The organism is Zhenhengia sp. (genome assembly GCF_046966505.1).
Taxonomy (GTDB): Bacteria; Bacillota; Clostridia; order Lachnospirales; family Cellulosilyticaceae; genus Zhenhengia; species Zhenhengia yiwuensis.
In genome coordinates this window covers 48,985-69,251 of sequence record NZ_JBKVCH010000017.1, presented here as the reverse complement: position 1 = coordinate 69,251, position 20,267 = coordinate 48,985, and the positions used below count along the sequence as shown (strand labels likewise).

21 protein-coding genes and 1 tRNA gene are annotated in these 20,267 nt (G+C 33.7%); 15 read left to right on the top strand and 7 right to left on the bottom strand.

The window, feature by feature from the left end:
* The first annotated feature begins 135 nt into the window (after positions 1-135).
* Positions 136-432, top strand: coding sequence for a hypothetical protein (locus ACLTBU_RS15390; protein WP_412219808.1), 297 nt, complete (start codon positions 136-138; stop codon positions 430-432).
* Here ACLTBU_RS15390 and istB read toward each other — a convergent pair.
* The 3 genes from istB to ACLTBU_RS15375 all read right to left on the bottom strand — a co-directional run bounded on the left by istB (position 418) and on the right by ACLTBU_RS15375 (position 2,723).
* Positions 418-1,173, bottom strand: coding sequence for an IS21-like element helper ATPase IstB (gene istB, locus ACLTBU_RS15385; protein ID WP_249334801.1), 756 nt, complete (start codon positions 1,171-1,173; stop codon positions 418-420). The two genes, ACLTBU_RS15390 and istB, sit on opposite strands and share 15 nt — an antisense overlap.
* Complete coding sequence (locus tag ACLTBU_RS15380) at positions 1,158-2,006, bottom strand: Mu transposase domain-containing protein (protein WP_412219806.1); 849 nt, start codon at positions 2,004-2,006, stop codon at positions 1,158-1,160. The genes istB and ACLTBU_RS15380 overlap by 16 nt, the downstream gene beginning before the upstream one ends.
* 174 nt (positions 2,007-2,180) lie before the next feature.
* Positions 2,181-2,723 carry a terminase gpP N-terminus-related DNA-binding protein gene (locus tag ACLTBU_RS15375; protein WP_412219804.1) on the bottom strand — a complete coding sequence of 181 codons (543 nt, stop codon included), beginning with the start codon at positions 2,721-2,723 and terminating at the stop codon, positions 2,181-2,183.
* 112 nt (positions 2,724-2,835) lie between these two features.
* On the opposite strand from ACLTBU_RS15375, the gene ACLTBU_RS15370 reads away from it, so the two are divergent.
* Positions 2,836-3,285 (top strand): hypothetical protein, encoded by a 450-nt coding sequence (locus tag ACLTBU_RS15370; protein ID WP_412219802.1) that lies wholly within the window; start codon positions 2,836-2,838, stop codon positions 3,283-3,285.
* 271 nt (positions 3,286-3,556) lie between these two features.
* Here ACLTBU_RS15370 and ACLTBU_RS15365 read toward each other — a convergent pair whose 3' ends face one another.
* Positions 3,557-5,047 carry a phytoene desaturase family protein gene (locus ACLTBU_RS15365; RefSeq protein WP_412219800.1) on the bottom strand — a complete coding sequence of 497 codons (1,491 nt, stop codon included), beginning with the start codon at positions 5,045-5,047 and terminating at the stop codon, positions 3,557-3,559.
* Positions 5,048-5,205: 158 nt separating this feature from the next.
* On the opposite strand from ACLTBU_RS15365, the gene ACLTBU_RS15360 reads away from it, so the two are divergent.
* A complete protein-coding gene (locus ACLTBU_RS15360) occupies positions 5,206-5,799 on the top strand; it encodes a TetR/AcrR family transcriptional regulator (RefSeq protein ID WP_412219798.1) in 594 nt (197 codons plus the stop codon).
* A gap of 154 nt (positions 5,800-5,953) precedes the next feature.
* Complete coding sequence (locus tag ACLTBU_RS15355; protein ID WP_412219796.1) at positions 5,954-6,163, top strand: hypothetical protein; 210 nt, start codon at positions 5,954-5,956, stop codon at positions 6,161-6,163.
* Positions 6,164-6,472: 309 nt separating this feature from the next.
* On the opposite strand, the gene ACLTBU_RS15350 is transcribed toward ACLTBU_RS15355, so the two are convergent.
* Positions 6,473-6,545: transfer RNA gene (locus tag ACLTBU_RS15350), tRNA-Thr, on the bottom strand.
* Between the two features lie 209 nt (positions 6,546-6,754).
* Between ACLTBU_RS15350 and gnpA the strand changes: the two genes are divergently transcribed.
* Complete coding sequence (gene gnpA / locus ACLTBU_RS15345; RefSeq protein ID WP_412219795.1) at positions 6,755-8,920, top strand: 1,3-beta-galactosyl-N-acetylhexosamine phosphorylase; 2,166 nt, start codon at positions 6,755-6,757, stop codon at positions 8,918-8,920.
* A 180-nt stretch (positions 8,921-9,100) separates the two neighbouring features.
* Here gnpA and ACLTBU_RS15340 read toward each other — a convergent pair whose 3' ends face one another.
* Positions 9,101-9,736, bottom strand: coding sequence for a lactate utilization protein (locus tag ACLTBU_RS15340; RefSeq protein ID WP_249331246.1), 636 nt, complete (start codon positions 9,734-9,736; stop codon positions 9,101-9,103).
* A 146-nt stretch (positions 9,737-9,882) separates the two neighbouring features.
* On the opposite strand from ACLTBU_RS15340, the gene ACLTBU_RS15335 reads away from it, so the two are divergent.
* From ACLTBU_RS15335 to ACLTBU_RS15310, 6 genes are all read left to right on the top strand, one after another.
* The gene (locus ACLTBU_RS15335; RefSeq protein WP_412219792.1) at positions 9,883-11,139 is read left to right on the top strand and encodes a stalk domain-containing protein; all 1,257 of its coding nucleotides are present in this window, start codon (positions 9,883-9,885) and stop codon (positions 11,137-11,139) included.
* Positions 11,140-11,261: 122 nt separating this feature from the next.
* Positions 11,262-11,420, top strand: coding sequence for a hypothetical protein (locus ACLTBU_RS15330; RefSeq protein WP_412219790.1), 159 nt, complete (start codon positions 11,262-11,264; stop codon positions 11,418-11,420).
* An 87-nt stretch (positions 11,421-11,507) separates the two neighbouring features.
* Positions 11,508-12,170, top strand: coding sequence for an L-serine ammonia-lyase, iron-sulfur-dependent subunit beta (gene sdaAB / locus ACLTBU_RS15325; protein WP_177669193.1), 663 nt, complete (start codon positions 11,508-11,510; stop codon positions 12,168-12,170).
* 23 nt (positions 12,171-12,193) lie between these two features.
* Positions 12,194-13,057, top strand: a complete 864-nt coding sequence (gene sdaAA, locus ACLTBU_RS15320) for an L-serine ammonia-lyase, iron-sulfur-dependent, subunit alpha (protein ID WP_177669195.1) — start codon at positions 12,194-12,196, stop codon at positions 13,055-13,057.
* A gap of 97 nt (positions 13,058-13,154) precedes the next feature.
* Positions 13,155-14,015: an NAD(P)/FAD-dependent oxidoreductase gene (locus ACLTBU_RS15315; protein ID WP_177669197.1), complete on the top strand. Its 861-nt coding sequence runs from the start codon at positions 13,155-13,157 to the stop codon at positions 14,013-14,015.
* Between the two features lie 120 nt (positions 14,016-14,135).
* On the top strand, positions 14,136-14,816 hold the full coding sequence (locus ACLTBU_RS15310) for a hypothetical protein (protein ID WP_249331250.1): 681 nt from the start codon (positions 14,136-14,138) through the stop codon (positions 14,814-14,816).
* 40 nt (positions 14,817-14,856) lie between these two features.
* Here the strand turns inward: ACLTBU_RS15310 and ACLTBU_RS15305 are convergent, their stop codons facing one another.
* A complete protein-coding gene (locus ACLTBU_RS15305; protein WP_177669201.1) occupies positions 14,857-15,738 on the bottom strand; it encodes a DegV family protein in 882 nt (293 codons plus the stop codon).
* Positions 15,739-15,874: 136 nt separating this feature from the next.
* Between ACLTBU_RS15305 and ACLTBU_RS15300 the strand changes: the two genes are divergently transcribed.
* The 4 genes from ACLTBU_RS15300 (at position 15,875) to ACLTBU_RS15285 (ending at position 20,248) form a co-directional block, all read left to right on the top strand.
* Complete coding sequence (locus ACLTBU_RS15300) at positions 15,875-16,324, top strand: metal-dependent transcriptional regulator (protein ID WP_177669203.1); 450 nt, start codon at positions 15,875-15,877, stop codon at positions 16,322-16,324.
* Between the two features lie 252 nt (positions 16,325-16,576).
* Positions 16,577-18,241: a polysaccharide biosynthesis protein gene (locus ACLTBU_RS15295; RefSeq protein ID WP_249331251.1), complete on the top strand. Its 1,665-nt coding sequence runs from the start codon at positions 16,577-16,579 to the stop codon at positions 18,239-18,241.
* 78 nt (positions 18,242-18,319) lie between these two features.
* Positions 18,320-18,934: a hypothetical protein gene (locus tag ACLTBU_RS15290; protein ID WP_177669207.1), complete on the top strand. Its 615-nt coding sequence runs from the start codon at positions 18,320-18,322 to the stop codon at positions 18,932-18,934.
* A gap of 78 nt (positions 18,935-19,012) precedes the next feature.
* The gene (locus ACLTBU_RS15285) at positions 19,013-20,248 is read left to right on the top strand and encodes an NAD(P)/FAD-dependent oxidoreductase (protein WP_412219787.1); all 1,236 of its coding nucleotides are present in this window, start codon (positions 19,013-19,015) and stop codon (positions 20,246-20,248) included.
* The last annotated feature ends 19 nt before the right edge of the window (positions 20,249-20,267 follow it).

Below are 20,267 nucleotides of genomic sequence, written 5' to 3'. Positions count from 1 at the left end.
GAATAGCAGATAGAATATATATATAATAAAAAATTGTTGCAAAAAATAAAATTATGAATAATAGAGAGGGATTGGTAAAATACTCGTTTATTAATTTCATATTATAGAAAAGATATTATACGAAAGGAAGATGTTATGGAATATAGAAAGATGATGTTAAGTTTTTTGAAATTATTAGTGGAAAAGAGAGGGATAGAGGTAGAACCAACAGGTATAATACGGGTAAAAGGTAGGGAATTGAAAATAGTTGAGTTAGATATAAAAGTAAATGAACTATTTGACAAAGAATATTTCTTGAATCACATGATGGAAAATGGGATAGGATTTGATGTATTAGACTTTTATATAGAAGAAGCATTTGAATTCATGTATATTGCAAGAACAATTTTTACAGTTAGTGCAATCAAAAAGTTGACACTAGCTATTAACTGATTCTTTAAGAAACTCTTTAGATTCTTGTAGTCTGTAACTCATTCCACTCATGTTAATTACATAGGATTTATGGGTTATACGGTCTACAATTGCAGCCGTAATGACAGAGTCATGAAAGATTTCATTCCATCTATCAAAAGGCAAATTTGTAGTGAAGATGGTGGAGGCTTGTTCACACCTATCTGAGATGAAGTTAAATAGAAGCTCAGCACCTTCTTTATCAAAAGAGATATAACCTAATTCATCTAAAATAATAAGATCATACTTTCTAAACTTGCTCTTTAATCTCTGTAAAATACGCTCACTTTTAGCTTCCTTGAGCTCAATAATGAGGTTTGGAACATGGGCAAAATACACATGATATCCTTCCTGGCAGGCCTTGATTCCAAGACCTATACTAAGATGAGTTTTTCCTGTACCAGGGTTACCAGCTAAAATAATGTTTTGTTTTCTACCTATAAATTCTAGACTACTAAGTATCTGAAATTTATCTTGTGCTTGAGTAGGTAAGGCGTCAAGATGTAGTTCTTCTAAATATTTCTGATAGGGAAACTTAGCAGTTCTAATTCTAGTCATAATGCCGTTTTGAGCACGCATTTCACCTTCATATCTAAGTAAGTTTAATAAAAACTCTTCATAGGATGGGTTTTCTATCCTAGCCTGTTGTAAATGATGTTCTATATTTTGATAAGTATAGGGTAAACGTAGTTGCTTAGCATACCCTCTTATGAGTTCTTCCATAAACAACCTCCTTGATTATACAATGTACTAATCTCGCTTAATTGGTCCTGACAAGCTGCTTGAATAGCCTCTTGTGAAGGAAAAGAAATGACTTTTGTAGATACCGTTCTGGCCTGAATAATCTCGTTTTTGATATGTGATGCTGTAACGGGTAACTGATTATGTATGAGATATTCAGTAGCAAATTTAACTTTATTCAAGGAGTAATCTTGGATTAATTCCAAGAAATAGATGAAATCTTTTGGATTTGTGGTATAATGTTGGTGGAATATTTGTTGAAGCCAGGGAGTAACTTGTTTGAGAGCCAAGCTATGTGCAATTGCCCCAGGCTTCTTTTTCATTGTCCCCAGATAATGTTGAATATCTATTTTGTATTGATTACGACCTAGAATCCGCTGAGTTTGGAATAGAAATTTTTGATTATAAAAAATTTTGATGGTGCTTACACCTTTATGTACTTTAACCTCTTTTTGTACAAGATAATCAGGTACCGAATAGAAGTTACAATCAACGTAGATTAAGCTATACTTATCAACTTTACAGCACGTTACTTGTGTTACATCAAGTGGAATCCGTGCAGGGTTTAAATAAGCTTTTTCTTCTGCAAATGCAGTTTCTGCACTTTTTTGACTACGTTGCTTAAGTTTTGTATTTTCTCTTTCTACGGCTTGTAAAAGTGCATCTACAGCATCAGCAATTGTTTGAAAATGATGTTGCTTACTATACGCTTTTCGTCTAATAACTTCTACCGATCTTTCAACATGCCCTTTTTCATTTCCTCTATAGTAATTGGTGTATCTCGGATTAAAGCCGTAATAATTGGATAGCCTCATAACAGCTTCAGTCGGTTTCTTTTCTCTACCAGCAAGTCGTTGAACCTGAACTAAAGCATTATCATAGACAATTTCTTCAGGAACACCTTGAATATGTTCTATAAACTTTGTGTGAATGTCTAAAAATGATTCTGTATTTTCATTGGTATAAAGGTATGCAAAACGATAATCACTCTATTTCAAAGTGAATACGCCAATTTTGAATCGTCTTTCACAGCCTAGTTCATCAATGTAAAGGGTTACATCTCCCCAGTCAAACTCAGCAGCTTTAGCCATAGGGTATTCTTGCCTAATGTAAGCTTCTTTTTGTTTTTGATTTCGTTCTGCAACAAAATGGCATACTGTACGATAACTTATATCAAACTTTTTTGAAATCAGTAGCTCATGAATGTCTTTATTTTTCATCACAAGTTTTCGCATCCCACGTTCACGTTTAATCTCATTTTCCTCTAAACATACTTCAATAATCTGCTCAACTTCTGGCGTTAGTTTAATCTTCTTTCTATTAACAGCATGATATTTAGGTGGGCTTGAAGATTTGATAACAATAGCTTCTTTTTCTTCCATAGTAGTAGCTTTTTCTAAATCTACAAGTTCTTGATTATATTGCTTTACATACTTGATAACAGTAGGTCTTGATATACTCATTTGATGAGCAATCTCTTGATTGGAGTAACCTTTCAGATGAAGCTTAATAAGTAAATCTTTATCAAACAACTTTAACACTTCCTTCACTCTCCATACCTATAGGATATGGATTATTTTATTGCACTCGTGTAAAGTTTTCAACTGCACTGACTGTCAACTATTACGTTACCATATACAATTCATGGAAGAAATAAAAAAGAAGATAAATCAACATATAATGATAATGCTAAAAATAGAAGAGTGTATTATTCAAGATAAGTATTTTATGAGTTGGATAGAATATATTAAAGAAATTTGTAGTGATTTTAAGATAAATCCAGCAGATATTATTGTAGAAGTAAAGAGTAGCAGGGAAGAACAAAGTGAGATCAATATTTATAGGGAAATGAAAGGGATAGAAAAAATAAGAGAATATGGATTTAAGGTAGCTTTATCAAGTATAAATAGGGTGATAGAGAGGTTAGAGGAGAAGTATATAGAGATAATAGATACAAAGCAAGTGGACATAAATATATACAAAAATAGACAAAAAGTTAGTAAGAGTAGAGAAGTAATTATTAGGGGAAAGGCGGACATAGGAAATCTAGAAGAGATAGAATATGATTATATTCAAATAGAAGAGAAATTGTGAGATATAGGATAATATAAAAATAGACAAAGAGTTAGCGAAGTTGAGTAGGGGGACAGTTCTGAAGGGTAGGTGAGTAATGATAAATTGTAAAGGATTAAAAGATCCGTGATAGTAGAAGGGGGAACCGTATCACAAGTAAGGGAGTGCGTTTAAAAAATGTTAGATGTAAATACAATAATTTTTTATTGAAGTGTAAAATAGATACGTAAAAAATAATTTATTATAAGGAAAAAAGGACTATTATTACAAATTTATAGTCCTTTTTTGATATTTACCTACACTTTAATTTACTATATATATTTTGAGCGGCAGTCATACCAGAAGATATGCTGCCCTCATAGCCTCCTCCAGGATTAACCCACGCTCCAACTAAAAATAGATTATTTACAGGTGTATTAGAAGTTAATCTGTGTCTACCAGCTTGATTTACAGTTTGAGAATAACCATAAACAGCACCATTTGGGTTGCTTGTATATCTTTCCATAGTTCTTGGGGTTCCAAGCTCAGTCACACTTATATGATTTTTTATGCCTGGAAACTTTTCTTCTAACCTATTAATAAGGATATTTTTAAGGTTTTCTTTTTGTGCAGTATACTCAGATTTTTCATTAGACCAAGTATTATAATTGTCTATAATAGTAACTGTTATAACGCCTTTATCATGTTCATTTAATGACTCGTCCATACTGCTATAATTTGTAACTAACATCCCGCACTTTTCATAATTCGAATTTATAGATAGTTTATAATTTTCTTCAGGAGTTCCTATATCAAAATAGAAAACTTCCTCAACTGGAATATTTAATTCTTTTGGATTACAATCTAAACCTATATATAATTGGCTCAAACTACATCCAATAGTAGGTGTAGTTATTTTTTTCATATATTTTTTAGAAACTACATAGTTTTTAGCCATATTAAATGTATGTATTGGGTTTATATTAGAAACTATATATTTTGCTGTAAAAGTTTCACCGTTTTTTAAAGTTATACTTTTAGCTTCATTATCTTCGAAGTTTATAGATGTAACTTCAGATCTTAAATTTACAGAACCTCCATTTTCTGTTATTACTTCTACAAAAGAATCGGATAGTTTCTGAGCTCCACCTTGTATATAGTATTTTCCATAAATATGATAAGATATCCATGGTATAAAGTGATATAGAGCAGATAGTTGCTTTGGAGGTAGTCCATAATATGGCCATAGAGCGGTAAATATATATATAAAATCATCATTATTAACATAACTTCTAACTACCTCATCTGTAGTTTTTTCACTCCATTTAACAAACATTAAGCAGTCTGTATTTAATTTTTTTAATATAGAAGAATTTTTATCTAAAATAAGTTTTTCAAAACCAGATTTAAACTTATGTATATCTTTAAATAATCTATCTATATTTTTAACTTCATTTGGGAAAAGGTCAAATAGTAAGTTTTTGTATAAGTGTAAATCATTAGGAATATCAACTAATTTACCTTTATATGAAATGCTGTAGGCAATATCATTTTTTATTGGAGTTATTTTATTTAGGACTCCACAGTGATTTAGGATATTATGTATATTTCCACCTTCATCTAAAGCACCTATTCCATGTAAAGAAACATCGAAATTATATCCACGTCTTTTGAAATTTGTAGCGTAGCCTCCTGGAATATGATGTTTTTCAAATACACCAACCTTAAAGCCTAACTTGGATAATCTACTAGCACAAGTCAGTCCAGCTACCCCTGAACCTAAAACTATTACATCAAAATCCATTATTTTAGAATCTCCTTTCAAAGTATGTTACACTATGTTTACACCGTAAACATAGTGTAACATAAAAAAATATAAAAAGCTATAATAAAACAATTTTGACATAATAATGCTATATAATTATATAGTATTATTATGTCAAAATAGAAAAGAGGATAAAAATGGATGTAAAAAACTATCATCATGGTGATTTGAAAAAACAAATGATTCTAAAAGGCTTAGAACTTTTAAATGAAAAAGGTATTGATGGTTTTTCTCTAAGGAAAATAGCATCTATGTGTAATGTATCTCATACAGCACCTTATAAACATTTTAAAGATAAAGAACATCTAATTAAGGAAATATATAATTATGTAATAAATGAATTTGATAACAGTATTATAAATTCTTTAGATAATACACTAAATCCAGAAGATTTAATGGTAGAAATAGGAAAAGGATATGTTAGATTTATGGTAGATAACCCAAATTATCTTAAGTTTTTAATGATAAATAATCATTTATTTTCAGCTAAATTAGAAAATGGAGATATAGTTAATAGTAAAAGTAATTCATTTAATATATTTAAAGATAATGCAATTAGAATGTTTGAATATCTTGGAATATCAAGAGAAGAATATACTATAAATATAATAACAATGTGGAGTATAGTTCAGGGAATATCATCTCTTATTACTAATAAAAACATAGTAATTGACTGTGACTATGAGAGTCTATTAGAGAATATACTTAAAAATAAATTAAAGCTAGATTAGTTATTAATACAATTATATATTTATAATATAAATATGTAATTACTGTAAGGTGATTATATTATACAGAAGTAAAAAGAGTAATAAGATAAGTCTTTCGCTAAAGATTTAAAGCCTATTACTCTTTTTGTGTTTACAGAAATGAGTGATAAATGTTTTGAAAAGAAAATCAGAAGTACTACTTGATAAAAGGCTAGAACAAATCCTAACAGAAATGGAGATGAATAATAGACAGGTAAAAAGACTAAGAAAAGCAAAGAAGAAACTTTTTTCAAGAGCAAATCTACATACAAAGGAAATATTATTGAAGTATGAGAAACTAGAAAGTATCGAAAGGACAATTACAGTAAGAATAGTGTATAGATAAGAAATTAATGATATATTAGACAAAGTCAAATAGCTACTTATTAAAAGAGAGAAATAAGGATTATTTTCCAGTATGTAGCTCTATTTTATTGAAAAAATGTAGCATACTGTAAAAAATAAATAAATCCGTGCGAATAAGATGGAATTATATGTTACCTTCTTAGAGGGGTTATGAAGTATTGAGTAAATTATATGATGTTGGAAAGGGGCAACGCAAGAGGCAACAAAGATGGCAAATGGCAACACAAAACAAGTTAAATAAAAAAGTGAGTACTTTCAAAAAACTTTGAAGTTACTCACTTTTTTATACAGCTGCTAGCGGGAATCGAACCCGCGACCTCTACACTACCAATGTAGTGCACTACCGACTGTGCTATAGCAGCAAGGCATATTTAATTCGTTTATAGAATAACATATTGGTGGACTCATGTCAATAAAGATTTACTTAGATTTTTAGTGAAGTAATTAAAGTGAAAAATTCTTAAATTTTGGTAAAAAAATTATATATATATAATAATTTAAATTGTTTATAATGTTTGTAAGGTAAGCTATGAATAAGTTAAAAGTCTAAGGATAACTTGAGGAGGGCAAAATGAAAGAAGTATATAACTATGGAAGAGTAACCATTCCAACAGATGTGGATGTTATACCACAAACAAAAGAAATGTTAGAAAAATGGGGAGCAGATGCCATTAGAGATTGTGATGGAACAGATTTTCCTCAGGAATTAAAAGATACAGGTGCTAAAATTTATTCTACATATTATACAACACGTAAAGATAATGAATGGGCCAAAGCAAATCCAGATGAAGTACAACAAATGTATTTAATGACACCTTTCTATACAGCAGAAGGCGCTCATATGGAGATTGAGCTTATGAAAGGGCTTTATCCTGATATGCTTAAACCAAATCCAAAAGATTGTAAACGTTGGTGGGAAGTTGTAGACCGAACAGAAGGTAGTGTACTTGACCCAACTGTATGGGAATTTGATGAAGCATCAGGCAAAGTTATTTTTGACTGTGCTAAGGCTTTTCATGAATATACTGTAAGCTTTTTAGCTTTTATTATATGGGACCCTGTACATATGTATAATGCAGTTGTGAATGACTGGAAAGATGTAGAGCATCAAATTACATTTGATGTAAGGCAACCTAAAACACGTGAATTTACTATGAAACGCCTTCGTAAATTTATTGAAGAGCATCCATATGTAAATGTTATCCGTTATACAACTTTCTTCCATCAATTTACACTTGTATTTGATGAGTTAGCAAGAGAACGCTATGTAGATTGGTATGGCTACTCTGCTTCAGTAAGCCCATATATCTTAGAACAATTTGAACAAGAAGTAGGGTATAAATTCCGTCCAGAATATATCATTGACCAAGGTTATTACAATAACCAATATCGTGTGCCAACTAAAGAGTTCAAAGATTTCCAAGCATTCCAAAGAAGAGAAGTTGCTAAACTTGCAAAAGAGATGGTCGACATTACACATGAATGTGGCAAAGAAGCCATGATGTTCCTTGGAGACCACTGGATTGGAACAGAGCCTTTTATGGATGAGTTTAAAACGATTGGACTTGATGCCGTAGTAGGAAGTGTTGGAAACGGGTCTACTTTACGTCTTATTAGTGATATAGAAGGTGTATCTTATACAGAAGGTCGTTTTTTACCTTATTTCTTCCCAGATACTTTCCATGAAGGTGGAGATCCAGTAAAAGAAGCAAAAGTAAACTGGGTAACTGCAAGACGTGCTATTTTACGTAAGCCTATTGATCGTATTGGCTACGGTGGTTACTTAAAACTTGCTTGCCAATTCCCAGATTTTATCGAATATGTAGAAAGTGTATGTAATGAATTTAGACTTCTATATGAAAATATTAAAGGGACTACACCTTACTGCATTAAAAAAGTTGCTGTTTTAAATAGTTGGGGTAAAATGCGTGCATGGGGATGTCATATGGTACATCATGCCCTTTATCAAAAACAAAACTATAGCTATGCAGGGATTATAGAAGCTTTATCAGGTGCACCTTTTGATGTAAAATTCATTAGCTTCGACGATATTAAAGAAAATCCAGATTGCTTAAAAGATATAGATGTCATTATTACAGTTGGAGATGCAGATACAGCACATACTGGCGGAGAGGTTTGGGAAGACCCAGCTATTGTAACGACTATTCGCGAATTTGTTCATAATGGTCATGGTATTATTGGTATAGGAGAGCCTTCAGGGCATCAATACCAAGGACGATTCTTCCAACTTGCAAATGTATTCGGGGTAGAAGAAGAAAGAGGCTTTACACTTGGATATGATAAATATAATTGGGAAGAGCATCCAAATCACTTTATTTTAGAAGATTGTACGAAGCCAGTAGACTTTGGTGAAGGTAAGAAAAATATTTTTGCCCTTGAAGGGACAACGATTTTAAATCATAAAGAAAAAGAAGTACAAATGGCTGTTAACGAATATGGAAAAGGTCGTGCAGTTTATATTTCAGGCTTACCATATAGCTTTGAAAATAGCCGTATTTTATATCGCAGTATTTTATGGAGTGTACATGATGAAGAAAATCTTCATAAGTGGTATAGCACGAACTTTAATGTAGAAGTACATGCTTACGTTAAAAATGGTAAATACTGCGTAGTTAATAATACTTATGAACCACAAACAACGACAGTATACCGTGGAGATGGCACTTCATTTGAATTAAGCATGGATGCTAATGAAATTAAATGGTATGAAATCTAGAAGGAATTAAATTTAGAGCCAAGTAATGAGATTAAGGTATAAGACTATTAGACAAGTAAGTCTAAGTGAATGAATAGATTAAAGAATAGAAAAAGCGTACTGCAAAAATGCAGTACGCTTTTTCTTAGGTTTATTTTAGATGATTTAAGAAGCCTAGCAACATATGTAAGAGCTAAGTTTTTAATAACCTAAGCTTTCCCCTACTAAAATAATTTTAATACGTCCATCCACGCGGCTGTTACGTGTAATCACTGTATGCATGCACATGCAGTCAGGGCTTAAACAGTTACCACATACACCTGTAACACCACAAGGTGTTTTACGGTTAAGACGAATAGCATTTTGAGGAGAGGCAACATTCTTGATGCGGTCAATGCCAGCTTCTACAGTTTTAGTGACTTTGTTCATCCCTACAATCATAATGACTTCTTTTGGACCAAAAGTAAGAGCAGAGATGCGATTACCTGTTCCATCTATGTTGATTAGCTGTCCATCTAAAGTAATAGCATTACTGCTCATAAGGAAGAAGTCTGCAAAGAAGGCCTTACGGAGAGTCTCATCAATTTGTTCAGGTGCTACTTTGGCACGGTCATACAGGGTATAGGCATTAGAGGCATAAAGTGCATCGATAAGGCCTATTTCCTTAATACTTTCAGAACCGCCCCAAGCAATGCTAGAATTTTCAGGCATGAGAGAAAGTGCAAGGTCTAAAGCTTCTGCTTTGGTATTGCAGTAATAGCCTTTCATATGACGTTTTTCTAAATTTTTGATTAAGGTTGATGCTTGTAGTTTGTAAAAATCATTTTGAATACTCATTTTAATCCCTCCACTTAAGTATTTTTTTATTATACCATATTTATATATTAATGATAAATTGTAAACAGAATGTAATTTATTAAATATTGGAAAAAAGTAGAGAAAAGAGTATAATAAAAAAGTAAAAAAAATTAAAGGGGGATATTATGAAAAAAAGAGTATTACCTATTTTATTATTAGTACTTGCCATGGTCTTTACAGGATGTACAAGCACTCAACTTGAGTTTTGGAACAAAATGCAGGAAGTTCAGCAATGGGAAGCAGCAGAAGTGAAAGGTACTGTTAACATGACAATGAGCATCCAAGGTGAAACCGTTAATGTAGCTATGGACTTAGATGGTATGAGTAATACAAAAGATATGAGTAGCTCTATCAATATGTCTATGAAAATGGACATGCCATCTGACCCTACACAAAGCATTGAAATGAAAGATATTAAGATGTATATGGTAGATGGGCAAATGGCAATAAGCAAAAACTACATTACAGACATGCTTAAAGTAAGTGGTAAGGAAGTACCTGAAGAGCTTGCTCGTGAAGATGTAGAATATATTTTATTAGAAGTTAACCCACTTCAACAAGAATTACTTGCAGCACTTACACAGGATCCAGCAGCAATCAAAGAGTTTTACAAAACTTTTGCAGCTGTTGCAGAGGATATGGGTATTAATGTAGAGCTTACTAAAAAAGGCAATACTTACAGTGTAGATTTAGATCAAACAGAAATTTGTAATCTTGTTAAAAATATTATTGTAACAGGAACAAATAATCTAGAAAGCTTAAATAAAACTTTCAAACTTGGTTTAACAGCAGAAGAGATTAAACAAGCTCAAGCTGAAATGAATAGTGTCCAAGCTGAGATGGATCAAATTGTTCAAATGATTAGTACTATGCTTACAGGTTCATTTAAAATGGATTATACGATTGAAGAGAATGTAGTAACTGAAAAAGTAACTTTAGTAGTAGACGAACCTACATTCACAGGCTTAAAGATGAATATGGATGTAGCAATGACTTCTAAAAAAGTAGCACCTACTACGATTACAATGCCAGAAAAAGTACTTCAATTAACAGATGCTGAATTAGCAGAATTAATTGCAGGAAAGGTCGTTATGATTGACCGTACAAGCAATATGATGACAACTGCTACAGGTGAGTTTACTCCTTGTAAAGTAGTTGTAGAGAATGGTAAAACTTTTGTACCTGCAAAAGCAGTATTAGGTGCACTTGGTCAAGAAGTTGTATATGATGCACAAACTAAAAAAGTAGGCATCAAAGCAAATGATACATTTAAAGCATTAAATGTTATCACAAAAGAGGGTACATCTTATATGAGCTTAGAAGAGTTACAAACACTTGGTTATACAGTAGTGCCACAAGGTAATTACATTACAATCCAATAAAAAACAAAAGAAGGAGCTGCTATAAGTCAGCTCCTTCTTTTGTATAAATTTTTTTTTGAATTAAACTACCTTCCCTTTATGCTTCGTTCAACATTAAGGAAAATTGGGCCCCTTATGGTGCAATGGCACATATTAAAGTAGCTATTGTCAATGAAGATGGAGGGACTACTTTGCTTGGCGAGGAGCTTAATAGAGGGAATGAAGTGGTGGAAGCGCTTAGGCATATTAATAAATTAAGTTTGTTCTTTAAAGAACCACTAGAAGGACTTAATCATAGGTGAAAATTTTTGAAAATAGGTTTGGCTTAAAAAGTGTATATTATGTATAATAGAATATGAAAATGTCAAAATGAGACGAGGTAAACAAAAATGAAAGAGATTAGTATTTTTGACGTAATCGGGCCGAATATGATTGGGCCTTCAAGTTCTCATACAGCAGGTGCTGTACGTATTGCTTTACTTGTACGTAAGCTTATTCAAGGTGAGATTCGTGAGGTAAAGTTTATTTTATATGGTTCTTTCGCCCAAACTTACAAGGGGCATGGTACAGATAAAGCTTTAGTTGCAGGCATTCTAGGAATGGATACAGAAGACGAGCGCATTAAAGATGCGTTTACTTATGCCAAAGAGGCAGGTCTTTGTTATACTTTTGAGCCTAATACGATAAAGCATACAGATCATCCTAATACAGTTGAAGTTATTGTAGTAGATGATAAAGGTGAAACAACAAGTGTTGTAGGTGCTTCTATTGGTGGGGGTAATGTGCGTATTGATCAGATTAATGGTGTAGATGTAGAGTTTACAGGTGAGTACTGTACGATGATTATTAAACAACAGGATACACCTGGTGTTGTAGCTTATATTACAAGTTCTTTAAGTGAGTACAATATTAATATTGCTTTTATGCGTCTTTATAGAGAAGACAAAGGAGCATTTGCTTTTACTATTATTGAAACAGATGAGCATATTGATGAACGTGTTCAAGATAAAATTCGTGAACATGCATCCATCTTAAGTGTAAGAATTATCTAAGCCTAGATTAAAGGAGACGAAACATGAACTTTCAAACTGCAGAAGAATTACTCAGTCTTTGTGAAGCGCAGCACATACCTATTTCAAAGGCAATGCTTGAACGTGAGAAGACTATTTCACATATGAATGAAGAAGAAATTTTAAAGGCTATGCATCATGCCTATGATATTATGAAAAATGCTGTAAGTCGTGCACTTAATGAAGATCTTGTATCTATGGGAGGACTTATTGGTGGAGAAGCTAAAAAAGTTTATGCAAGAAAAGATAAGTCTGCATGTGGCCCTTTAGTATCCAAAGCCATAAGCTATGCTATGGGGGTACTTGAAGTAAATACTTCCATGGGGCTTATTGTGGCAGCTCCAACAGCAGGTTCATCAGGTGTTATTCCAGGCGTATTTAGAGCTATTCAAGAAGAAAATGATTTTAGTGATGAACAAATGATAGAGGCACTTTTAAATGCCGGGGCAATAGGCTACATTATTACACGTAATGCCACGGTATCAGGAGCAGAAGGGGGTTGCCAGGCTGAGGTAGGCGCGGCATCTGCAATGGCAGCATCAGCTGTATGTGAACTACTTGGTGGTACTCCAAGACAGTGCCTAGACGCTGCTTCTACAGCACTTGCTAATATCTTAGGATTAGTGTGTGACCCAGTAGGAGGGCTTGTAGAAGCACCATGTCAAAATAGAAATGCTATGGGAGCTTCTAATGCGCTTATTAGTGCAGAAATTACTTTAGCAGGCATTAAGCATCTTGTACCATTTGATGAAACGGTAGAGGCCATGTATAAAGTAGGGCGCAGTATGCCATTTGAACTTAGAGAGACAGCACTTGGAGGCTTGGCTGCAACAAAGTCAGCTTGTCAAAGATGTCAAGGAATTTTTTAACAATAAATTTTAAAAATTGCAATCAATATATTTGAATAATTGAATATACTATAGTATAGTGTAGATATAAGACAGAGAAGAAAGCGAGGACGACAACATGTTAGATATTGCTATTATTGGAAGTGGCCCAGCCGGTCTTTCAGCAGCTATCAATGGGGTAATCCGTAATAAAAAGGTTAAAATTTTTGGAAATGATATTTCAACAAGTTATTTATATAAAGCTGAGAGAGTCGATAACTATCTTGGTATGTTTGGCGCAACAGGAAGAGAGATGATGGAAAGTTTCTACAGCCATGCCAAAGAGATGAACGTAGAAATTGAAAACAAAAAAGTATTAGAGATCTTCCCGATGGGAGATTTTTACATGCTTAATGTAGAAAATGAATTTATTGAAGCTAAGACTGTAATTCTTGCAAATGGTATTACAAAAGCGAATACACTTCCAGGAGAAGAAGTATTGCTAGGTAGAGGTGTAAGCTATTGTGCAACTTGTGATGGACCTCTTTACAGAGAAAAAACAGTAGCACTTATTGGAGATAGTAAACACGCAGAAGAAGATGTAAATTATTTAAGTGAAATCTGTGAGAAAGTATACTACATTCCACTTTATAAAGACTTTGGTACTTTTGGAGAAAATGTAGCCATTCTTGCAGATAGACCAAAATCTATTGCTGGTGAGAACTTCGTAGAGAAGCTTGTTTTAAAAGACAGTGAGCTTGAAGTAAGTGGTGTATTCATTATTAAAGAGAGTATTCCAACAACGCAGCTTCTTAAGGGATTAGAGTTTGAAGATAAAGCCATTAAAGTTAATAATTTTATGGAAACAAATATGCCAGGTGTTTATGCAGCAGGGGACTGTACAGGTAGACCTTATCAAGCAGCTAAGGCAGTAGGCCAAGGGACAACAGCAGCACTTCAAGCGGTAAGTTACCTTCATGCAAAAGAAAAAGAAGCCTAATAGAGGATTTTAAAGCACAAGAGAGATCTTGTGCTTTTTTGATGAAAAAATAATGCCTTATAAAGTTCTAAACGTACACCTTTGTCCATAAAAATAAATTATGAGGAGGAGGGCGCGTTCATGTATTTATTTTTGATTGCATTATGTATCATGGCTATTATTGTACTAATGATCAATATAGGGGTTGTGAGTAAAAAGGATGTTCCTTTAATGAAATGGGTTTGTATAATACTTTTTGCTTTTTCAATACTTAGATATTTAACGCTTATTGTTTATGGCAATCATCCTACCCTTAGCCAGCTAGAAGTACTGAAACCTTTTTATTTTGCAACAAGTATAGGCCTTACTATTCCTATGGCATCTTCTGTATGGTTTATTAGCCCCTATTTAAGAGAAAAATTGACTTATCTTAAATACCTGCTGTGTTTTATACCTTGGATCATATTTTATTTAGTTTTAATTATAACCGTGCCAGCTCAGATTCAGCCGGGACAGAATATGGGATATACGTTAGAATTAACAGGCCAATTCCTAATGTATTTGAGTATTGCACAAGGGAGCTTTGTTGCTATTATGATCATTCTTTGTGCTATTGGTTTCTTTAAATATAAGAATGAGTATTTAAGAAGTGCTTATATGCTTATTATTGGAGCTTGCATTTTGCTTACCATAGATGGATTAGGGTATTTCATTTCTCTACTTAATTTGATTCCACCTTTTACAGTAACGGAAATCTGTGGCTTTTTTAGTATTTTGTATGCATTCTCACTTAAGCCAATTAAGGCTATGAAGTATAAATAAATTGTACATACAAAAAGAGGCTACCTAGGTAGCCTCTTTCTTACATTAAAGTTTCGTATTTTGGAATGACGCAGATACCACAAGCATCTGGACCAGTATTAACACCGATTGTTACACCGATAAAGAAGTATTCATCTGGAATATAAGCAGGAATAGCATCTTTAGCAGCTTGAAGAATGTTGCTAGCATCTTCTATATTATCAGCATGTCCTACAATATAATTATAGTTTTCAGGAGATGCCCCGACGTACTCGCGTGCTGCGTCAATAATCTTAGCAATAGCTTTTTTCTTGCCACGTACTTTAGCAAGAGGGAAAAGTTGACCTTTTTCAAGATAAAGGATTGGCTTTACATTAAGCATTGTACCAAGAAGTGCAGAAGCTTTACCGATACGTCCACCATGTTCTAAGTAATCTAATGTATCTACAAAGAAAAAGATTCTTGCTTTTTCAATGAGTTTATCTGTAAGAGATAGAATTTGATCAAATTCTAGACCGTCTGCAATCATGCGTCCGATTTCTGTTACGAGAAGACCTTGTCCACCTGTGGCATTTAATGAATTAATAATAGCAATTTGAGCATTAGGATAATTTTCTAAAATAAGTTCTTTGGCATTAACAGCTGAGCTATAAGAACCGCTGAAGTGCCCGGATAAACAAACACAAATAATGGATTTTCCTGCCTCAATAAGTGGTGTGAAAACTTCAAGGTAATCATTAATGGATGGAAGAGAAGTCTTTGGGAAAACTTTATCTTCACGCATTTTCTTGTAGAAGTCTTGAATAGATATTTCAGTAATTTCTTTAAAGTAATCGACCTGATTAAAAGATACATAAAAAGGAATACGTGTGATATTAAATTCCTTAATAACGGATTCATTTAGATCGCTTGCTGTATCTGTCAGTAACATAATTTCGTTCACTTTAGTTCACCTCCTCATAAATAGTCTTAGCTTACATTATAGAAGAAGAATAAAGACTTTGCAAGGTACTTTAATCATTAGGATAAGCAATACATGCATATATTAATTATAGTTACGTAGAAAAGGGGGAAAAGAGGTGTTATCTCCTAGTTTAGAACAGTATTTAATTCACATCTATGAACTAAGTGAGCAAAATATTGAGATTAAAAGTAGTGAATTAACCGTTGCTGTAAATATGCCATTGAAAAAAACAATTCAAGCACTTCAACGTATGCATTTTCAAAAATATATTGTTTATCTTGCTTACCAGCCTATTACTATAACAGACAAGGGTAAGGAAATGGCTAGATATTTATTATCTCGTAATGCACTTATTGAGGAATTTTTAGATATTCTTCAAATTACAGAGCATAGGGAAGAAGAAAAAGAGGCCATGAAGCAATACCTTTCTCAGGAGTCATTAGAGGCAATCGATCATTTTGTATGCTTTGTCAAGCAATATCCAGAAATTATAGCAAGATATAAAGTTTATAGCAAACGTAAGATGCGTACTAAAATTTTAGAGCCGTTATCAGAAGAAAAATAGATCCTAGTATGCACATAGAGCTGTGGTTTGTAAAGGACTGCAGCTCGCTGATAACATATTTCCTAAAAGTAAACAGATGTTTTCAAAATCTCTACATAATTAAAGGTTAAAATAGTGCACAGGCGTGCACTATTTTTTGATTAAATAATACCTTATATAAAAAAATATGCTATAATGTAACATCTAGGTAAGAGAATTTAAATTTTAAAATTTGGTAATAATTTATGTATTAAAGGTAAAAGGTAAACAAACATGGAACAGAACAAACATACGGGCACACATATTTTAAAGGGTGCCATGATTTTATCTATTGCAGTATTTATCAGTAAAATTATAGGGATTTTATACCGTATTCCTTTAACAGATGCAATCGGGGATGCTGGAAACGGTATTTTTGCACCTGCTTATCAGGTTTATATGGTTATGCTAACCTTGTCATCTGTTGCGTTACCTACGGCTATTTCAAAAATGGTATCGGAGCGTGTAGCTATAGGTGCTTATGAAGACGCACAGCGTGTTTATAAGATTGCTATGCGTTATTCGATTATTGTAGGGGCGATTTTATCTATTGTATTATGGGTAGGAGCAGATGTTATTGCAACTACTTTCTTTAATATGAAAGAAGCAGCTTGGCCAATGCGTGCCCTAGTACCAGCTATTTTTATCGTAGCTATTATGGCAGTTATGCGTGGTTACTTCCAAGGGATGAATTCTATGACACCCACGGCTATTTCACAGGTGGTGGAGCAATTTGTTCATGCTATAGTCAGCGTAGGTTTAGCCTATTTACTGATTAGCACAAGTCTTGAAGCAGCAGTTGTAGGGGCTTCCTTTGGTACATCAGTAGGTGCGCTATTTGCATTAGGTGTACTTGTATTGGTCTATTATATGATGAGGCCAAGTATTAAGAAGCGTTTACGTAAGAGTAAGACTACAACAGATGAGTCTAGCGGAGAAATCTTAAAGAAAATTCTTGTGATGAGTATTCCAATTATGATTAGCTCCTCTATTTTCTCTATCATGGGGATGATAGACTATACTATGATTTATCAAATTCTTCCTAACACCATAGAGAAGATTAGTCAGATGGGGCTGTTAGATACCTTACCTATATCAGATCCTAGTGTCTTATTAGACCAGGCTAGTATTGTAAATAGTTTAGGAGGGCAATTCTCAACAAAGTACACAAGTCTTTTAAATCTGCCAGTAAGTTTAATTCTTACATTAGGTATGGCTGTTATCCCAGCTATTTCAGCTTCTATGGCAAGGCAGGACTTTAAGGATGTAAGACGTAAGACGAAGATGGTCCTTAAAATCGGTATGCTGTTTGCTGCCCCAGCTACTATTGGGCTTATGATTTTTGGTAAACAAATTGTAGGGATGCTTTATGCTTCAGCGCCAGATGGAGGAGAGTTGCTTACTTATGGTGCAATCAGTGTTATCTTTATTACCATAGCACAGCTTACAACAGGGGTACTACAAGGTATGGGCAAACAAGCTGTACCTACTGCTCACGCCGCTGTTGCATGTGGTGTGAAAGTTATTTTTAATATTATCTTATTATCTATGCCAAGTATGCACATCTATGGTGTGGTGCATAGTACAACTATCTGCTATTTCATTTATGCGGCACTCAATGTGATTTATTTAATGCGTACCATGCATATACATTTAAATGTTAAACAAATTATTATTAAGCCTGTTTTGGTAGCAGGAGTAATGGGTGTTGTAAGTTATCTTCTTTATGCACTGCTTTATAAGTTCATTGGTCATGCAAGTGTATGTCTCCTTATTGTTATTCCAATTGCAGCAGGTGTATATGGGTTATTGGGACTTCTTACACATACAATTACAATCAAAGATTTAGAGCATATTCCAGGTGGACGTAAGATTATAGGGCTTTTATCAAGAGATTGATTTGTGAAAGTGTATAATAATTAAAAAAATGGAAATAATCTAGACAAATCCTATGAAAGTATTAAAGGAGGCGTCTAGGTGTTTACTAAAAAGCAATTTATAACGTTACTAGGTATAGCGGTTGTTATTTTTCTTATATTCTTCACAGCATTTTATACAGTATCTTATAGAAAAGGATTAGAAGAATCCATTGTTAATCCCAATGCACTCATTGAAACCTTTGAAGGGATATCCGATATAGATGAAGTATTAGGAGAAGTGGAAGAGGATAGTGTGATTACGCCAGATACGCGTATTACACTGAAAGTACTGGATCAAAATGACCTTATTGTAGAGCAACAGGAAATTAGTAGTATGAGCCTACTTGGCAAAAACTCAGAAGAGCTTTTAAATTTATTCAAAGGTTACGAGCTTGAGCACTTTACAGATAAGGAAGTTATTTTGACTAAGACCATGTATGTAGTCAGTGAAGCACCTTCGTATAAATTAGGTGTGGAAGGTGATGAAATTGGTATTGTAGTAGGTGGCAGTAACCCAGCTTTTATTTCCTTAAATCTATATACCAAGGATTTTAGTAGCCATACAGTAGAGATACTTAAAGAAAAAGCTATTAGCTTAACCATTGAGCAGAAGAATAGGCTAGAAAAAGATGCATATTATATAGAAGAAATTCTTCAAAATTATAATGAGTAAGGTCCCAAATTCAGTTTGGGACCTGTTTTTGTACTTGCCAATGAAAAGAATTCTTCATACAATAAAGTGAAAGAAAGGATGAAGTATATGAGGGATATAGCCATTATTGGTGGTGGAGCTTCTGGCCTTGTAGCTGCCATTACAGCTGCTAGATTAGGAAGCAATGTAACCATTTTTGAAAGACAAAACCGTATAGGAAAGAAAATCCTTGTAACAGGTAATGGACGTTGTAATATGACCAATTTAAATATAAAACCAGAGTATTTCCATACATCTAGTCAGAAAGGATGCTTTGCACCTCTAGCAAAGAAGGACGTGGAAACTGTATTAGCGTTCTTTAATGAACTAGGTATTGAAAGACTTGTAGAAAAAACAAAAGTTTACCCTGCTTCTGAGCAGGCAAGCAGTATATTAGATGTTATGCGTATGGAAATTGAACGACTAGGTATAACAGTAAAAGTAGATACTAAAGTTATAGGTCTTAAATACAAAGAGAACAAATGGCAAGTTGAAACGGAGACAGGGGAAACAGAAGTGTTTGACCGTGTTATTGTATCAACAGGTGGGATGGCAGCACCGGCTCTTGGTTGTGACCACAGTGGTTATAATTTATTAAAAAAACTAGGGCATAGTGAGATAGAGACTTTCCCAACTATTGTGCATATTGTATCACCTACTAAATACTGCAAGATGATGAAAGGGATGCGCTTTAAAGCAGAAGTGAGTATTTTTGTGGAAAATGAGTTAAAACGCATTGAAAGAGGCGAGGTTCTCTTTACAGAAGATGGCCTTTCAGGACCACCGATTTTCCTTCTGAGCCGAGTAGCAAGCGAGAGTTTCAAAGACCGTAAGGCATGCAAGATTCATTTTGACTTAATGCCAGATTGGACAAAAGAAGACTTAGTAGCTAAAATTTATGAGCGTCTTGCCAATGGTAGTAGTAAAAGTATAGAAGATCTTTTTGTAGGCTGGCTTAATAAACGTGCTATTATGGCGGTGATTAAGGAAGCTAATATTGGAAGTCCTGTAGCACCTTGTGAGAACTTAGAATATGAAATGATAGAAAGACTTGCTGAGTGTATGAAGTGTATTGTGTTTAAAGTTGAAGGTACAAGAGGCTTTAAGTTTGCACAGTCTACAGCAGGGGGTATTTGTATCGATGAAATAGACCTTGAGACAATGGCATCTAAAAAAGCACCAAACCTATATGTAACAGGAGAAGTTTTAGATGTAGATGGAGATTGTGGTGGCTATAACTTGCAGTGGGCCTGGTCAACAGGGCTTATTGCAGGCGAAGCAGCGGCGACAGTTTAAATACAACAAGTAAAGGAGA

What these genes read in the sequence shown, in the direction of transcription:
- sdaAA (WP_177669195.1), top strand. Translation starts at nt 12,194, where the DNA reads ATGAACTTTCAAACTGCAGAAGAATTACTCAGTCTTTGTGAAGCGCAG.
- ACLTBU_RS15295 (WP_249331251.1), top strand. Translation starts at nt 16,577, where the DNA reads ATGGAACAGAACAAACATACGGGCACACATATTTTAAAGGGTGCCATG.
- ACLTBU_RS15335 (WP_412219792.1), top strand. Translation starts at nt 9,883, where the DNA reads ATGAAAAAAAGAGTATTACCTATTTTATTATTAGTACTTGCCATGGTC.
- ACLTBU_RS15380 (WP_412219806.1), bottom strand. Translation starts at nt 2,006, where the DNA reads ATGAGGCTATCCAATTATTACGGCTTTAATCCGAGATACACCAATTAC.
- istB (WP_249334801.1), bottom strand. Translation starts at nt 1,173, where the DNA reads ATGGAAGAACTCATAAGAGGGTATGCTAAGCAACTACGTTTACCCTAT.
- gnpA (WP_412219795.1), top strand. Translation starts at nt 6,755, where the DNA reads ATGAAAGAAGTATATAACTATGGAAGAGTAACCATTCCAACAGATGTG.
- ACLTBU_RS15365 (WP_412219800.1), bottom strand. Translation starts at nt 5,047, where the DNA reads ATGGATTTTGATGTAATAGTTTTAGGTTCAGGGGTAGCTGGACTGACT.
- ACLTBU_RS15370 (WP_412219802.1), top strand. Translation starts at nt 2,836, where the DNA reads ATGGAAGAAATAAAAAAGAAGATAAATCAACATATAATGATAATGCTA.
- ACLTBU_RS15330 (WP_412219790.1), top strand. Translation starts at nt 11,262, where the DNA reads ATGGCACATATTAAAGTAGCTATTGTCAATGAAGATGGAGGGACTACT.
- sdaAB (WP_177669193.1), top strand. Translation starts at nt 11,508, where the DNA reads ATGAAAGAGATTAGTATTTTTGACGTAATCGGGCCGAATATGATTGGG.
- ACLTBU_RS15315 (WP_177669197.1), top strand. Translation starts at nt 13,155, where the DNA reads ATGTTAGATATTGCTATTATTGGAAGTGGCCCAGCCGGTCTTTCAGCA.
- ACLTBU_RS15285 (WP_412219787.1), top strand. Translation starts at nt 19,013, where the DNA reads ATGAAGTATATGAGGGATATAGCCATTATTGGTGGTGGAGCTTCTGGC.
- ACLTBU_RS15340 (WP_249331246.1), bottom strand. Translation starts at nt 9,736, where the DNA reads ATGAGTATTCAAAATGATTTTTACAAACTACAAGCATCAACCTTAATC.
- ACLTBU_RS15310 (WP_249331250.1), top strand. Translation starts at nt 14,136, where the DNA reads ATGTATTTATTTTTGATTGCATTATGTATCATGGCTATTATTGTACTA.
- ACLTBU_RS15390 (WP_412219808.1), top strand. Translation starts at nt 136, where the DNA reads ATGGAATATAGAAAGATGATGTTAAGTTTTTTGAAATTATTAGTGGAA.
- ACLTBU_RS15360 (WP_412219798.1), top strand. Translation starts at nt 5,206, where the DNA reads ATGGATGTAAAAAACTATCATCATGGTGATTTGAAAAAACAAATGATT.